16 protein-coding genes and 1 rRNA gene are annotated in these 14,871 nt (G+C 39.7%); 13 read left to right on the forward strand and 4 right to left on the reverse strand.

The window, feature by feature from the left end:
- The 3 genes from rrf to BMZ58_RS00015 form a co-directional block, all read left to right on the forward strand.
- Positions 1-87: ribosomal RNA gene (rrf, locus tag BMZ58_RS00005) — 5S ribosomal RNA — on the forward strand; the annotation flags it as partial.
- A 280-nt stretch (positions 88-367) separates the two neighbouring features.
- Positions 368-583, forward strand: a complete 216-nt coding sequence (locus tag BMZ58_RS00010) for a hypothetical protein (RefSeq protein ID WP_167359997.1) — start codon at positions 368-370, stop codon at positions 581-583.
- 47 nt (positions 584-630) lie between these two features.
- Complete coding sequence (locus tag BMZ58_RS00015; protein ID WP_244151459.1) at positions 631-888, forward strand: hypothetical protein; 258 nt, start codon at positions 631-633, stop codon at positions 886-888.
- A gap of 47 nt (positions 889-935) precedes the next feature.
- Here the strand turns inward: BMZ58_RS00015 and BMZ58_RS00020 are convergent, their stop codons facing one another.
- Complete coding sequence (locus BMZ58_RS00020) at positions 936-2,195, reverse strand: BaiN/RdsA family NAD(P)/FAD-dependent oxidoreductase (protein WP_075034520.1); 1,260 nt, start codon at positions 2,193-2,195, stop codon at positions 936-938.
- A gap of 101 nt (positions 2,196-2,296) precedes the next feature.
- On the opposite strand from BMZ58_RS00020, the gene BMZ58_RS00025 reads away from it, so the two are divergent.
- Both BMZ58_RS00025 and BMZ58_RS00030 read left to right on the forward strand, forming a co-directional pair.
- Positions 2,297-3,904, forward strand: coding sequence for a putative polysaccharide biosynthesis protein (locus BMZ58_RS00025; protein WP_075034521.1), 1,608 nt, complete (start codon positions 2,297-2,299; stop codon positions 3,902-3,904).
- Between the two features lie 14 nt (positions 3,905-3,918).
- Positions 3,919-4,647, forward strand: a complete 729-nt coding sequence (locus tag BMZ58_RS00030; protein WP_075034522.1) for a pseudouridine synthase — start codon at positions 3,919-3,921, stop codon at positions 4,645-4,647.
- A 202-nt stretch (positions 4,648-4,849) separates the two neighbouring features.
- Here the strand turns inward: BMZ58_RS00030 and BMZ58_RS00035 are convergent, their stop codons facing one another.
- The gene (locus BMZ58_RS00035) at positions 4,850-5,068 is read right to left on the reverse strand and encodes a DeoR family transcriptional regulator (RefSeq protein ID WP_075034523.1); all 219 of its coding nucleotides are present in this window, start codon (positions 5,066-5,068) and stop codon (positions 4,850-4,852) included.
- 160 nt (positions 5,069-5,228) lie between these two features.
- On the opposite strand from BMZ58_RS00035, the gene BMZ58_RS00040 reads away from it, so the two are divergent.
- The 4 genes from BMZ58_RS00040 to BMZ58_RS00055 all read left to right on the forward strand — a co-directional run bounded on the left by BMZ58_RS00040 (position 5,229) and on the right by BMZ58_RS00055 (position 9,434).
- Complete coding sequence (locus BMZ58_RS00040; protein ID WP_075034524.1) at positions 5,229-6,248, forward strand: potassium channel family protein; 1,020 nt, start codon at positions 5,229-5,231, stop codon at positions 6,246-6,248.
- Between the two features lie 2 nt (positions 6,249-6,250).
- A complete protein-coding gene (gene pepV, locus BMZ58_RS00045) occupies positions 6,251-7,624 on the forward strand; it encodes a dipeptidase PepV (protein ID WP_083412457.1) in 1,374 nt (457 codons plus the stop codon).
- A gap of 325 nt (positions 7,625-7,949) precedes the next feature.
- Complete coding sequence (thpR, locus tag BMZ58_RS00050; RefSeq protein WP_075034526.1) at positions 7,950-8,402, forward strand: RNA 2',3'-cyclic phosphodiesterase; 453 nt, start codon at positions 7,950-7,952, stop codon at positions 8,400-8,402.
- A gap of 111 nt (positions 8,403-8,513) precedes the next feature.
- Positions 8,514-9,434 carry a nuclease-related domain-containing protein gene (locus BMZ58_RS00055; RefSeq protein ID WP_075034527.1) on the forward strand — a complete coding sequence of 307 codons (921 nt, stop codon included), beginning with the start codon at positions 8,514-8,516 and terminating at the stop codon, positions 9,432-9,434.
- Here BMZ58_RS00055 and BMZ58_RS00060 read toward each other — a convergent pair.
- A complete protein-coding gene (locus BMZ58_RS00060) occupies positions 9,421-10,440 on the reverse strand; it encodes an EAL domain-containing protein (protein WP_075034528.1) in 1,020 nt (339 codons plus the stop codon). The genes BMZ58_RS00055 and BMZ58_RS00060 overlap by 14 nt on opposite strands.
- An 87-nt stretch (positions 10,441-10,527) precedes the next feature.
- Here BMZ58_RS00060 and BMZ58_RS00065 point away from each other — a divergent pair, with 87 nt between their 5' ends.
- A complete protein-coding gene (locus tag BMZ58_RS00065; protein ID WP_075034529.1) occupies positions 10,528-11,457 on the forward strand; it encodes a diacylglycerol/lipid kinase family protein in 930 nt (309 codons plus the stop codon).
- 158 nt (positions 11,458-11,615) lie between these two features.
- Entirely contained in the window at positions 11,616-12,422 is an 807-nt protein-coding gene (locus BMZ58_RS00070) for a phosphotransferase family protein (RefSeq protein ID WP_425268639.1), read from the forward strand.
- 427 nt (positions 12,423-12,849) lie between these two features.
- Here BMZ58_RS00070 and BMZ58_RS20890 read toward each other — a convergent pair whose 3' ends face one another.
- Positions 12,850-13,014: a hypothetical protein gene (locus BMZ58_RS20890; protein ID WP_167359996.1), complete on the reverse strand. Its 165-nt coding sequence runs from the start codon at positions 13,012-13,014 to the stop codon at positions 12,850-12,852.
- 270 nt (positions 13,015-13,284) lie between these two features.
- Between BMZ58_RS20890 and trmB the strand changes: the two genes are divergently transcribed.
- Both trmB and BMZ58_RS00085 read left to right on the forward strand, forming a co-directional pair.
- Positions 13,285-13,929: a tRNA (guanosine(46)-N7)-methyltransferase TrmB gene (trmB, locus tag BMZ58_RS00080; RefSeq protein ID WP_075034531.1), complete on the forward strand. Its 645-nt coding sequence runs from the start codon at positions 13,285-13,287 to the stop codon at positions 13,927-13,929.
- 68 nt (positions 13,930-13,997) lie between these two features.
- The gene (locus tag BMZ58_RS00085) at positions 13,998-14,855 is read left to right on the forward strand and encodes a YtnP family quorum-quenching lactonase (protein ID WP_075034532.1); all 858 of its coding nucleotides are present in this window, start codon (positions 13,998-14,000) and stop codon (positions 14,853-14,855) included.
- Positions 14,856-14,871: the final 16 nt, after the last annotated feature.

A 14,871-nucleotide genomic window follows, 5' to 3' on the forward strand; every position in this document is an offset into this window, starting at 1 on the left:
CCTGTTCCCATGCCGAACACAGCAGTTAAGCTCTTCAGCGCCGATGGTAGTCGGGTTTACCCCCGTGAGAGTAGGACGCCGCCACGTCAATCGTTAACCCTTCAGGGATTGTTCCTGAAGGGTTTTTCTATGATTATTTATTCTGGCGTATGATGTGGTAAAATGTAGGGGATACATATCAAAAAAGTTTCTTTATTTCCTTATTCAAAAGGGGATGAATGGGGTCATTCTAAGCGATTGATTCTGTCGTAAATAGGTATGGAAAAATATTGGGAAACAGATTTAATAGCGTATTAAAATGAAGGGTGGTTCTATGACTAAATTAGAAAGAAAGAGAAATACATTTTGGAATTGGAAATATGCAATAATGTTTTTATTAATCCCAATTGGCTTTTATTTAGCTTCATTGAAAGAAGAAATAACTCCGTTGCAACATATCTTTTTTGTAATAATCATTATATGGTTAGCTATCGTTGGGATTTTCGGGGTGACAAACCCTTATGAACGATTGAAAGTGTATGGATTTTTATATCTTTCTAGCAGTTTAGTATTCGTGTATATGGCTCTTGCATTAATATGGTAAATAGTTGAGTTTGATAGTTGTCTCCGGTATACTAAAAGGGAGAATACATGTTCGGAGTGTTTGCTATTCACCTTGTAAGATGGAGTTATTCACGTAGAAAAATGGTCAGAGGTTATTTTGATAAGTTTCCTAACTCAATTGTTTATTTCCGAAGGATACGGTGGTTCTATATCGTTTATATGGTTGATTGGAACGACGAGGATCCAGTTGTTTCTCAAGATGATCTAGAAACAATGCAACAGATGATAAATAAAGAACTCGGAAAAGAAAAAGAATACAAACAAAGAAAGTCGAGAAAGGGATGAACCTTTCTCGACTTTCTGTTCTTCCAGGAAAGTTTAGTTATTCCACGTTAATTGATCGATTCCCATGCGGCATGCATACCAGCAACTCTGCCAGTAACCATTGCTGAAGTGATATTGTATCCACCAGTATATCCATGAATATCTAAAATTTCTCCGCAAAAATATAATCTTTCCATCAACTTAGATTGCATGGTATTTGGTACTATTTCTTTGATTGAAACTCCGCCACCTGTCACAAAAGCTTTTTCGATTGGTTGTGAGTCATAGATGTTCACTTGGAATTTTTTAAGTAAATGGGTAAAGTTTCTTAATTGCTCATTGGAGATGTTAGCAGATTTTTCATCTCGGGAGATATCAACTTCTTCTAAAACAAAGTCGAGTAGACGCTCGGGAACCATTCCTTTAACCACATTTCGGAACGTCTTTTTAGACTGATCCTTTATTTCTTTTTGCAGTTTTTCAAATAAAACAGCTTCTTTTTCATCGGGTAAGGCGTCAATTTCTATAGTAACAGGACGGTGCCCTTTCATAAATTCTTTCACTACGTATTGCGAGCATCTCAAAATAGCAGGGCCGGATAACCCGAAGTGTGTAAACAACATATCCATACGATGGGTCACAATATTGCGCCCTTTAGGATTTAACACGGAAACATTTACGTCCCGTAAAGAAAGTCCTTGCAATGTTTTATTTTTAATAAATGAATCTTTTGATAGGAGGGGAACTTCTGTTGGGAAAAGCTCAGTAATCGTATGTCCAGCTTTTTTTGCCCAGGAATACCCATCCCCCGTCGATCCTGTATGTGGGACAGCCTTCCCTCCCACAGCAAGAATCAGCGAACGAGTCGGAATCTTTTCTTTTGATTTTAAAATGACTTGGTGATGATCTTCCCCATATTGGATTGCCTCCACAGGCGTTTCTGTGCGTATCTCGACGCCCAATTCACTCATCCGGTTTAAAAGCGCCTGAACTACGTCTTTCGCTTTGTTGCTGACAGGAAACATACGTCCATGGTCTTCTTCTTTCAGTTCTACGCCTAGATTTTCGAAAAAATCGATGATGTCATAATTGTTGAATACTGAAAAGGGACTGTAAAGGAATTTTCCATTACCTGGTATGTGTTTGATTACTTCTTCTTCTGGCAAGCGGTTGGTCACATTACAACGTCCCCCGCCAGATATGGCTAGTTTTGTGCCTAGTTTCTTTCCTTTGTCAATTAGAAGAGTCTTTCCTCCTTGCTCGGCTGCAGCTATGGCAGCCATAAGTCCAGACGGACCTCCACCAATGACAGTTACTTGGTAAGTCATGATTGTCTTCCTTTCTAGTCATTCGTTCCTTGTTCTTCCTTTATCTATGATAAAATAGATGAGGTCGATTCTACAATAAAATTGAAGGTGAAAAGCAAATTATGTCAAAGATTCTTAAAGGTACGATGTTATTGACAGCAGGAACATTTTTATCAAAATTCCTGGGAATGATTTATACGGTTCCGTTTGAAAATATGGTAGGTACAGAAGGGACAGACTTGTTTTCTATTGCTTATGTTCCCTATAGCATCCTTTTAAGCTTATCAAGTATGGGTGTACCTGTGGCGGTTTCAAAGTTCGTTTCGAAATATAATTCGCTGGGTGATTATGAAACCGGACGCAGGATGCTAAAAGCAGGGATGACTTTAATGTCCATCAGTGGCGTTATAGCATTCTTGATATTGTTTTTTTCAGCTGAACAGGTAGCTGCCTGGACGATTGGTGCAGGATCTGATCGGTTGGGACGTGCGACAATGGTCATCCAAATGGTCAGCTTTGCTTTACTGGTAATTCCTCCTATGAGTATAACGAGAGGTTTTTTCCAAGGACATGAATCGATGGCGCCAACGGCCGTATCACAAGTTGTCGAGCAGATTGTCCGTATCGCATTTTTGCTTACATCCGTATTTATTATTGTCCAACTTTTAGGAGGGCCAACCCCTAGAGCAGTAGGTTTTGCTACATTTGCGGCATTTATTGGTGGCCTAGCTTCTTGTATTGTTCTCTACATTTACTGGAGAAAACGCAAACCATTTTTGGACAGACAGTTACAAGAACAAGAATATACCTATGGTTTAACAAATAAAGACATGTTCAAAGAACTGTTTGCGTATGCAGGTCCCTTTATTTTAGTTGGAATTGCGACACCCCTTTATCAGCTTGTGGACCAATTCACTTTAGAAAAAGCCATCAAAGCTTCAGGTTTAGAGTATAACAATGCTTTTTCAATCATTAACTTTTTAAGCCATAAGCTTATCATGATTCCTGTAACATTAGGGCTTGGCCTCTCATTAGCTTTGTTACCAGCCATTACACAGGCATTTACAAAAAATGAATTAAAAAGGTTGAATTATCAAATCAATCAAGCATTGCAAATTGTAGCTCTATTGATTATCCCGGCGGTTGTCGGATTGTCTGTGGTGGCGTATGAAGCATATGCAACATTTTATGGTGTGGAAGAAATAGCTTATCGTGGAGATCTTTTACGTTGGTACGCGCCTGTTGGGTTGTTCCTTGCTTTATATACCGTGACTTCATCAATCCTGCAAGGAATCAACAAACAAAATTTCGCTGTCATCAGCTTAGGTTCCGGTATTTTAATAAAAGTTTGTCTAAACTGGTGGTTGATCCAACTATTTGGTGCAAAAGGAGCAATTATAGCTACAGGCTTAGGGGTAGCAACTGCAGTTACCCTGAACTTCTGGCGGATCTTCACTTCTATTAAAATTGTGTACAAACCATTGCTCAAAAAAACCTTGCTCGTATTAATACTTACGGTTATGATGGCCCTTGCTGTCTTTTTGATAAAATGGATACTAGGCTTTATGCTGGACCCGCAGGAAAACCGACTTCATGCCCTAATCGTTTTATTTTTCAGTATAGGAATTGGTGGTATGGTTTATTTATACCTTGCTTACCAAACGACTTTATTGGAACGTGTTTTAGGTGGGCGCGTGAAATTCTTAGATAAGTTTATGAAACGAGGATAAGGAGGGACGAGTCATTGCGTATTGATAAATTATTAGCCAATATGGGATATGGAACTAGAAAAGAAGTGAAAACTCTTTTGAAGGGTGGAAATGTCCGAATTAATGGTAATCCCGAAAAGAGTGCAAAGACCCATGTGAATCCAGAAGAAGATCAAGTAACAGTGATGGGAGAGGAAGTAGAGTATAAGAAATATATTTACTTGATGATGAATAAACCCGGAGATCTGATTTCTGCAACAGAAGATGCCAATGATATGACTGTCATTGATATATTACAGCCTGAAGATCAAGTTTTTGACCCTTTTCCCGTCGGTCGTCTTGATAAAGATACAGAAGGTCTGCTATTGATTACTAATGACGGTCAACTTAATCATCGCTTAACCTCACCAAATAAAGGGGTGGGCAAAACATATTTTGCAGAAATCGATGGGAAAGTGGTAGAGGATGACGTGAAAGAATTCGCTTCCGGTGTAACTCTTGACGATGGATATAAAACGAAGCCAGGAGAGCTTATCATTCTTAAATCTGATGATGTATCAGAAATAGAATTGACTATATCAGAAGGGAAGTTCCATCAAGTAAAGCGTATGTTTGAAGCGGTAGGTAAATCTGTGACATATCTGAAGCGAATAAAGGTCGGAACTCTTGAACTGGATGAAGATCTTGAGCTCGGAGAGTATAGAGAACTGACAGATGATGAAATAGGCTACTTGAGAGGAATAACAAACCTTGAATCGGAGTAGATAAACCAATTATTTCAGAAACAAAGGCAAGGAAAGTCCGGATAAACACGAAACGCTTAAGCACAACAAACGATCCCCGAGTGAGTGGCTTCCTTGCGTGATGTGACAAAATTGGCTTATCAGGTAGACTATTACGCTATATCTTTCAATAAAAACACCCGGAACTTGTTCCGGGTGTCCTCTATATTCCTTGTCATATAAATTAGGATATTTTGACTTTCTTTTCAGTGATCGTCCACTTGCCACGGTGCGGGCTCGAAACAAGCCCGTTGTATTCCAAAATGCTTAAATCCCTTTGCATAGTACGATCAGTGATACCGAATTCATCTGCTAACTCATTAGTCGTAACTGTTCCCCTGTCTCTGATATAGAGGTAAACAGCCTTGATGCGATTGAGCATACGGGATGATGGATGATTCAAAAAACCACTCCTTAATCGTCATTATATGGAACTTGTGTGCTTGTGAATCTCTGAAGTTGGTTTCATTCTACAATATTCATACGTAAGGTGCTACTATAATCATTTCAATTTACAGATTATTCACCTAATTTACAAAATATTAATGACAGGAGGTAAATCAATGATTTTTTTCAGAAAACTATTTTTACAAATGGTGAAAGTGAATAATGCTGTCCTTTTCATAACCAGTGCGTTATTGATTATTCTATCCACTATTTTAATCGTACTAGTGGAAAAAGATACGTTTCCGACTTTATTTGATGGATTCTGGTGGGTAATGACTACCGTGACAACAGTGGGATATGGTGATTTTTATCCTGTTTCGGTCGCCGGCCGTTCCATAGCCATAGTATTATATGTTTTAGGAATCGGACTTATTGGTGTGGTCATAGGAAAAATTATTGATGGCTTGGCCGTATTTCGTAAAAAACGGTTGGAGGGTGATATTGTGTATAAGGAAAACGGACATTTCATTATTATTGGATGGTCTCAGAAATCCCACTTCGCAATTAAAGAAATATTAGAAACAAATAAAGAATGTGAAATTGTCATTATCGATCAAATGAAAGAAGCACCTATGTTGTCTGAGAACATTCATTACATAAGAGGAGACGCTTCCGATGTGGAGACATTAGAAAAGTCTAATATTTCGCAAGCACGAGCGGTGCTCATATTTGCAAACGACCGATTGGAAAGTGAACAAATGATCGATGGTCAGACGTTGCTGATAGCGTCTTCCATTGAAACAGTCGCGCCAAATGTGCATACGATTGCTGAAGTGATGGAAGAAAAACATATTAAGAACTTTAAACATGCACAAATTGATGAATTCATTGTATCTAACGAGACTATTTCTTCATTAGCTGTTCGTTCTGCTTTTCGGAAAGGGGTGTCTGGTATATACAGCCAGTTACTTAAGCGGTCAGTGGGAGAAGATTTATTTTATATCCCGACTAGACCAGACTGGAAGACCTATCGTGATGCCTTCCAGTCTCTACTTGATGAAGGAGCCACTTTAATAGCGGACCGAAATGATCTTGCCATCAACCGTAAACTTAGTGAACCTATAGATGATGATAGTGAACTTTATGCTGTTTGTGATCGAGATACGTATGAGAAGATCGTCAATAAAGGAGAATGAAGATGGATTTTATGTCATTAAGCCGAATTTACGAGGGAGAATTTTTGGATAAAGTGAGTCAATTGTTAAGGATTCCTAGTGTTTATGAGGAAGATGCAACATTTCCTTATGGAAAGCCGGTGGGAGAGGCATTGGAGAAAATGTTGGACATAGCCCATCAAGATGGATTTCATATTAAAAACGTCGATGGACATGGCGGGCATATCGAGTTCGGTCATGGAAATGATTTGATAGGAATCCTGGGCCATTTGGATGTTGTTCCGGCTGGGTCTGGTTGGTCGATGCCGCCCTTTGAACCAACTGTCAGGGATGGGAAATTGTATGCAAGAGGGGCTCAGGATGATAAAGGGCCGGTCATGGCTGCCTATATTGCAATGAAACTCTTGAAAGATCAAGGCTTCAAACCAAAGAAAAAAATAAGGTTAATTCTAGGAACAGATGAAGAACGAGATTGGAAAGGAATAGAATATTATTTTAAACATGAACAGATGCCGTCTGTCGGTTTCACACCTGATGCATCTTTCCCGGTCATCCACGCGGAAAAAGGTTTGTTGGACAGCTATATCACCTACCCTTCTCCACAAGGGACTGGAGAGGTTGATATCCTGGAAGTCCGGGGCGGTGACCGGTTGAATATGGTTCCAGACCAGGCAGTAGCTCGCGTGAAAACAGAAAGAAATATAACAAGTAACTTCGAAAAATATAGCAAAGACTTTGGGGTAGATGGCTCCATAGAACAACAAGGGAGCGAATATACGATTACCGTAAAGGGGAAAGCTGTACACGCTAGTAAACCTGAAGGAGGAATAAATGCAATCACAATCCTTCTTGGCTTCTTACAAGAGCTGCCGCTGGCCGAGAGTCCAAAGATATTTACAAGGGAAATTTATAAAGCATTCGATACGACGGATGGAGAAGGTTTAGGTGTTAAACAATCAGATGAAGCATCAGGATCTCTTACATGTAATTTAGGTTTTATAGAGTGGAAAGATGATACATGTAAAATAGGTTTTAACCTCCGATACCCTGTGACAGGGGAATATGACTCGATCCTTCAGGTGCTAAGGTCTTTTGCAAAGAGAAAAGAAGGGAAATTAAAAGTATATGATCATCTTCCTGCAATTCATCTAGAGAAAAATCACCCATTTGTATCTACCTTACTCTCCGTATATAACCGTGTCACCGGGAAAGAGTCTTCTGCTCAATCAATGGGAGGAGCAACCTATGCAAGGTCCCTGGATGCAGGGGTGGCTTTCGGAGCCCTATTTCCTGATAGTCCTGATACTGCACATCAAAGTGACGAGCATGTAAGGATTTCAGATATGGTCAAAGCTATTGAAATTTACGCAGAAAGTATTTATGAGCTTACAAAGTAAAGGAAGAGGAATTTATCTAGTGTTCCAATTTCCGGGTCTTTGTTGCTAGCGAATAATTATTTCGGTACATTCATTTTGGCAATGGGAGGCACACTCTCTGGTATAGGGAGTTTATTTCTGGCAGCTAGCTCTTAAGAAATGGTTATTCGACTGGTGGATATGAATTAGGCAGTGAGTGTTTCACCATCCATCCTAGAAGAAATGAGCATGGACATGGGTGACGCACCTTTCATTTTGGGGGACTTCCTCTAATGATTCTTATCGGAACCATAATCGTGATTTTTGTAAGAAGATGGGGGCAACCTGAATTAAAGGAGAGTATCGTATGAACAGTCATTATTTTATTGGAGTTAAGATTAGTGAAGAAATCAAGCAAGAATTGGTTAAGTGGCAGACGATTTTGAAAGAGCATATGGATTATAAAATCTGGGTCCATGAGGAAGACTTTCATATTACATTAAAATTCCTGGGTGGTTGTTCCGATGATATCATTGACGAATACATTGCACGCTTAAGGAAAGGAAATTGGCCTGATCCATTTCCTTTAACCATTGGTCCGGCAGGTACGTTCGGAAATAAGAAACAACCCCGTGTTTTCCATGCAGGGGTTGAACGCAAGGCTTCGTTATTAGAAATGAAAAATGATATTGAGGATGTCGGAGAAAAGCTAGGGTTTAAAAAAAGAAGAAAGGAAATTCCATCCCCATGTGACAATCGCAAAAAAACAAGCAGGAGGAAATTCTCCACTTTTACATTCATCAGAGACCTCTTTGTTTAATAAGCAGTACGAGATGACCGCGGGAGAATTCTCAATCTTTAGAATCCACCCACAGGAGACACCTAAATATGAGTCTGTTTCTGTTTTTAATATAGGGGAAAAGGAGTAAGTATGGCTCAACTGATTAAATTGAAAGATTATATATCAAGATATGAAGTGAATATTTTTCAATATCCAACCCAATATATACGTTTGAAAAATGATAATTGGAAAAAGATGGGAAATCGTTTTGAAAAAGGCATGATGGAAGACCAAGAAGAGTTTCATTCACAAGAAATTCGAACGGCGGAAGAAGACACTGGATGGAGAAAGTTTTTTAAGAGGAAAAAAGAGGAATTAGAACATAAGCCTGAAAAACAAGAGGATCTCGTGCCCGTCCCCACATCCATCGGAGAATTGAAGCAGTATTATTTGGATGGTTTATTACCTTTTCAGATGAAATGGGCGACGACTACGTTAAAAGAAAAATCATTTATCGATAATGTATACCAAGAAGACCCTTACTTGAAATACTTCCTTCAGCGTTTTCCAGATACGTATCTGCTGATGTATGAACCAGTGGCCCTTATGAAAAAAGCAGAGGTCGAAATTGATCATCTTCTCATCGGGCCATTCGGTATTGATATAATCACTTCTCTCTCTCACCCGAGTGGAACAATCCTTTATCCGACCACCGAACATAGTTGGCACATTGAGGGGGGAGATGGGCAACAAAAAATAAGGAACCCGATGCTATCCCTTCGAAGAACAGAGACGTTTATCAAGAGTATCCTTTCTGAGTATCAATTAGATTTTCCGTATCGTAAAGTGATTCTTGCTCCAGACCTTGAATTTGGACCAGGGCAAGAGCCATACCAAACGGCATTCATAGGAAAGCATAGGTATCAACAATGGTTCAATGAAAAAAGGAATACTAAATCACCACTAAAACATGATCAACTGAAAGTAGCAGAAGCTTTATTAAAACATTGTAGAACGGTCGCTGTCAGAAGACCTGAATGGGATATGGAAGAGGACTTCATGGAAAAATGAGCTCCTTTTCTGGATACGGTTTCGGCTTCCCGATGAAATATCCCTGGCCATAATCGACACCTAACTTCCTTAGCCAGTCCCACTCTTCTTTTGTTTCAATACCTTCGGCAAGTACTTGAATACCAATTTGGCCGGCCCGCTCCATCACTTGATATAAAAATGTTTGATTTTTTATGTTTTTATGACACCCCTCTACATAGGAGCGATCGATTTTTAAATAGTCCGGTTGGAGCAAACTCAACATATCTAATGTACTGTATCCGGTTCCGACATCGTCTAGAGCGACCTTCATTCCAGAAGATTTATATGTATCCAGGATAGATCTTAAATGAGCGACATCGGTAATCTTCTCTGTTTCGACGACTTCAAAGACTAAATCAGAAGGATCGAGGTCGAATTCTTTAACTACTTGGAAAGTGTGCTTCAAACAGAACTCTGGTACGTAAATCGTCGATGGTAAAAAATTAATAAATATTTTCTGACCTTCAAGTAAATGTTCAGACTTTGCTTTAACGGCGGTTTTTCTTGCTTTTTGATCGAGCATAGATTGCAGCCCTGAGCGATTAGCATAAGAAAACAGCTCCCCTGGAGAAACTGACAGATTATTCGACCGAAGTAATGATTCGTAACCGTGGATCTGATTATTTTTCATATCTACAATTGGTTGTAGATGGGCATCAAAACTACCTTCGTGGATAAGTTCTGCCATTTCGGGATGGCAAAGTCTTTCATAAAGATGCTGTATAGAAATTGGAAAGGAACGGGAAGTTTCTGTGTTGATGATATGCGACCAATATCTTGGTGTAGCACCTTCAAAAAGGATGGGAAGGGAAGACTTTAATTCCTCTTTACTTTTGTATTCGTACACCTGAACATCACTACTTTTATGATTTAGCGGTAACGGTAGAATCATTCCTTCTTCTTTAGTATCTTTAGGATTAAAGACGATTGCACCACTTTCAGGGATATATACAGATGTTCCACAATATTGACAATCTTTAGCCAAGACATATTCCCCCTTTTTAACTAGTAGTATAATAGAATAATGGTATAAATGATAATGATATGAATTTAGATCTAGGAGAATTGTCTTATGTATATTGTGATTGTCAATCCTGAAGCTGGTAATGGAAAAGCACAGGTCCTATTCCGTAAAATCCAAAAAGATCCATTATATAATAAAGCTAATTGCCGATCCTTTTTCACTGAAGGAGAAGGGCATGCAGAAAAGCTTGCCCGCCAAGTTGTTGAAATCCATAAAGAGACAATTACTGCAGTCGTCGTAATTGGTGGGGATGGCACTCTTCATGAAGTGGTGAATGGAATAATAAACTATCCGAGGATTCCCATCTCCCTCATTCCTGCAGGCTCAGGAAATGATTTTGCACGTGGAATACGCTTGAAAGAACGAGGCATCAAGCTTTTTCAAAAATATATTAAAAGACCAGAGCAATTCTCTGTCCGGTTAGGTCGATATTTACCCCGTCAGCAATCGAAAAACCGACAACGAGCTTTCCTGAATAGCATTGGATTCGGTCTTGATGGACTAGTAGTAGAAACAGCTAATAATCAAAAAAACAGATACTGGGCTCGGAAGTTACGTATCTCTAAACTGACATACTCCTTAGCACTATTTCGTACAATCCGAAGGGCGAGACCATTTCAATTTGAACTTATCCTTGATGGGAAACTCTATCCTGTGCAGGAAGCGATGATGGTGACCATAACCAATCATCCATATTACGGTGGTGGGATGAAAATAGCACCAAAAGCAAATATAAAAAACCCCGCTTTTTACATTATGCTTGTCGAACCAATAAAAAAGAAAAAGCTGTTGGCTTTGTTTTTCAGTGTTTTTCTTGGTCAGCATATTCGCATGAAAGAGGTCCGGCAAGTGAAAGCGAGCCGTGTGTCCATCCGTTCATTTGAACGGATACCATATCAAGTCGATGGCCAAAGTGGAAAGTGTTACGATTGTAAAATTGAAAAAGCGGGAATATCGACAACATTCTACGTGGATTGATAGATATCTCTTGAAAGTTGACAGATCAATGGGTTAATCTAAAATAAGGTGACTGTAGAATCGAGCTCGGGAAAGTTTTGGATCATTACCAAAGTACGATATAATTGAACGACAAACAAAGACGTGATTGAATCACAAGAGGATTTGAGGAATTGAAGGTGAATTGGTTGGAACATATACTTGGTAGTAATTGGACGATAACACCAGCAGGCGGTTCGACAGGAGAAGCGTACTATGCTCATACCGAAGGAAAGCGTTTATTCTTGAAGCGTAATTCTTCCCCTTTTCTAGCTGTCTTATCTGCTGAAGGTATTGTACCCAAGCTTGTTTGGACCAAACGGCTGGAAAATGGAGATGTAATAACAGCCCAGGAGTGGTTAGAGGGAAGAGAGCTTAAGCCCGAAGAGATGAAACACAGGCGTGTTGCAGGGCTTCTAAGCAAGATTCACCATTCCACAGAACTTTTAGATATGCTGATGCGACTCGGCAAACATCCTTTGACCCCTGATGATGTTTTGGGAGACATCATAGAAAACCAAAAAATCTTGGACCAAGTAGATCCCCGGATAGAAATTCATCAATCCATCAAGTTTCTTGAGAAGCGTGTCGATCAAGTCCAACATGATGTTCATGTGGTTTGTCATTGTGACACTAATCATAATAATTGGTTGCTATCTTCAAAAGACCATCTCTATTTAATTGATTGGGATAACGCTATGGTTGCGGATCCGGCTCTTGATTTAGGTATGCTTTTATATAATTATATTCCTGAAGATCACTGGGAAACATGGTTGAAGGAATATGGAATCTCCCCAGATTATCACATGTTTGACCGAATGAGATGGTATTCTATTTCTCAGGCTTTATCCTTCATCCAATGGCATCAGATGAGAGGCGAATATGATGAAGCGTCGATACGTACGGAGAAGTTGAAAAAAATCATGCAGAAGCATGAAATAATATAGAAAAAAGAAGTTGGGTGCTCCCAACTTCTTTTTTTATGCACATTTCCGAACTGTCTTTAAATGTCTATTATTCAACTATCTGGCAGTATTCCGGAAGACTCGGTTTCGAGACTCTAGTGGGAGGTTAGGGGCTACGGGAAAAGGTTCGCTTTCCGTGGGGCGGGCGGTTAGCCTCCTCGAGCTATGCGGGGTCTCACCTGTCCCGCAGCTCCCACAGGAGTCTCACCGTTTCCCTCCGCCCCTCAGCCGTATAATGTGACTCGAAATCATTCTGCATGGTATCCACCGTTGCATATGAAAATTCCATGAAAATACCTGTTGTAGAGCCTTCCCATCCCCCATTCGTACTTTCCCAGATGTCTCGAAACTGAGTCTTACAGAATAGGGAGCTTTACTGGAAGAGATGAGGAAATAAAAAAACCGCTGATTAGGCAGCGGTTTTTTCTGTAGCAGGAGTATATTTAAGTTTCTTTTCTTTAACTTCTGCGCTCATCATTTCAGTCATTTTTTCAAAAGGATATATAAAAAGTGCGTAACCTGCGAATAGTACGGAGAAAAAGGCTAATACAGTCAGCTCGATCATTTTAGTCATAAGATTCATAATTTTAATCATCACTCCTGTTTTATTTGTTTTTCCACGATTTCTATACTAAAGCAGTAAGCGCTTACAACCCAACCCCATAATTGTAGAATAATTCCACTCTTCTTCGCATGTTTCATGGTGAAGAGCGTATAGCTCACTCATTATCCTATATAAGGGAGATACATCGTTTATGCCTCCTTTACCGTCCAAATAGAAAAAATTTTATATTTTTGTGGCTTCGTGGTAACATTTTAACGATAAGAAGGAGGAATTCCACATATGCGTTTGAGAAATAAACCATGGGCAGACGATTTCCTAAGAGAGCAGGATGGTATCGTTGTCCAGTATCCGTTTGAAATGAAAGGGAAATGGAAGGAGCTGTTCCGAAACACAGAACAGCCACTTCATCTAGAGATAGGCTCAGGTAAAGGTCAGTTTATTGCGGGTATGGGCCGTCAGCACCCGGAAGTCAACTTTATTGGACTGGAATTTGTAAAAAGTGTCATTGTCGGTGCTGTAAAAAAAGTAATAGAAGCAGATACAGAAAATGTACGAATGGTCAATGAAAACGCTAAAGACTTGAGAGAGTTATTCGAGGATGACGAAGTAGATCATATTTACTTGAACTTTTCGGATCCTTGGCCTAAGAATAAACATGAAAAGCGACGGTTGACGTACCGAACTTTTCTTGAACAATATGAAGCGGTGTTGAAGTCCGGAGGACAGGTGACATTGAAGACAGATAACAAAGGGCTATTTGAATATTCCCTAGTGAGTTTTTCTAATTATGGTATGGTTTTGGAAGACGTTTCTGTAGATCTTCACGCAGACGAAGACCCATTGAACGTAACGACAGAATACGAAGAGAAATTTTCTGCAAAGGGTCAGCCTATTTATCGATGTACGGCACGGTTCTCCCCTTGACAACGCTTACATCAGCTCTAGTTTATATGGTAAACTAGAGCTATCTTTGTATAAAAGGGGATGTTTCCGTGGAACAGATGAAGGTCGGACGTGCTACATTGACGTGGTTAGATGGTGGAGTTACACATATGGACGGAGGCGCAATGTTCGGTGTGGTCCCAAAACCGCTTTGGAGCAAAAAATATCCTGTGAACGATCGAAACCAGATAGAATTAAGGACAGACCCTATTTTAGTTGAGGTGGACGGGAAACGGATGTTGATTGATTCTGGGATCGGTAATGATAAATTGAGTGATAAACAGAAACGGAATTTTGGGGTTTTAGAAGAGTCATCGATTACCCGTTGTTTGAGGGACTTGAATCTTACAGCAGAAGATATCGATGCTTTGCTGATGACTCATCTTCATTTCGATCATGCGTCAGGGTTAACTCGGTGGGAAGACGATGAACTTGTACCTTCCTTTCCGAATGCGGTTATTTATACGAGTGAAAAAGAATGGAGCGAGATGCGCCATCCAAATATCCGTTCTAAGAATACGTACTGGGAATCTAATTGGAAGGCTGTTGAAGGGCTTGTACATACCTATGAAGAAAGTCTTGAAATAGTCCCAGGGCTTAAAATGATTCATACAAGTGGGCATAGTGATGGACACTCGATAATTGTTTTTGAAGATGGAGAAGCGGATTGTTTTATTCATATGGCAGATCTAATGCCGACTCATGCTCACCAAAATGTTCTGTGGGCGCTAGCTTACGATGATTATCCAGTCACATCGGTACATGAAAAGCAGAATTGGATGGATTATGGATATTTCAGAAAAGCATGGTATGTATTTTATCATGACGCTATTTTCAGGGCGTTAAGGTTTGATGAAAATGGTGAAGTTATCGGTCAATTGAAACAAAAGAAACACTCGTACACATAATAAAAAGTACCCTCGA

The organism is Halobacillus dabanensis (genome assembly GCF_900114165.1).
Lineage (GTDB): Bacteria > Bacillota > Bacilli > Bacillales > Halobacillaceae > Halobacillus > Halobacillus dabanensis.

Excerpts from the sequence above, each read along its gene's own strand:
- pepV (WP_083412457.1), top strand. The coding sequence starts at position 6,251 with ATGGATTTTATGTCATTAAGCCGAATTTACGAGGGAGAATTTTTGGAT.
- thpR (WP_075034526.1), top strand. The coding sequence starts at position 7,950 with ATGAACAGTCATTATTTTATTGGAGTTAAGATTAGTGAAGAAATCAAG.
- BMZ58_RS20890 (WP_167359996.1), bottom strand. The coding sequence starts at position 13,014 with ATGACTAAAATGATCGAGCTGACTGTATTAGCCTTTTTCTCCGTACTA.
- BMZ58_RS00025 (WP_075034521.1), top strand. The coding sequence starts at position 2,297 with ATGTCAAAGATTCTTAAAGGTACGATGTTATTGACAGCAGGAACATTT.
- BMZ58_RS00015 (WP_244151459.1), top strand. The coding sequence starts at position 631 with ATGTTCGGAGTGTTTGCTATTCACCTTGTAAGATGGAGTTATTCACGT.
- BMZ58_RS00065 (WP_075034529.1), top strand. The coding sequence starts at position 10,528 with ATGTATATTGTGATTGTCAATCCTGAAGCTGGTAATGGAAAAGCACAG.
- BMZ58_RS00020 (WP_075034520.1), bottom strand. The coding sequence starts at position 2,195 with ATGACTTACCAAGTAACTGTCATTGGTGGAGGTCCGTCTGGACTTATG.
- trmB (WP_075034531.1), top strand. The coding sequence starts at position 13,285 with ATGCGTTTGAGAAATAAACCATGGGCAGACGATTTCCTAAGAGAGCAG.
- BMZ58_RS00055 (WP_075034527.1), top strand. The coding sequence starts at position 8,514 with ATGGCTCAACTGATTAAATTGAAAGATTATATATCAAGATATGAAGTG.
- BMZ58_RS00040 (WP_075034524.1), top strand. The coding sequence starts at position 5,229 with ATGATTTTTTTCAGAAAACTATTTTTACAAATGGTGAAAGTGAATAAT.
- BMZ58_RS00010 (WP_167359997.1), top strand. The coding sequence starts at position 368 with ATGTTTTTATTAATCCCAATTGGCTTTTATTTAGCTTCATTGAAAGAA.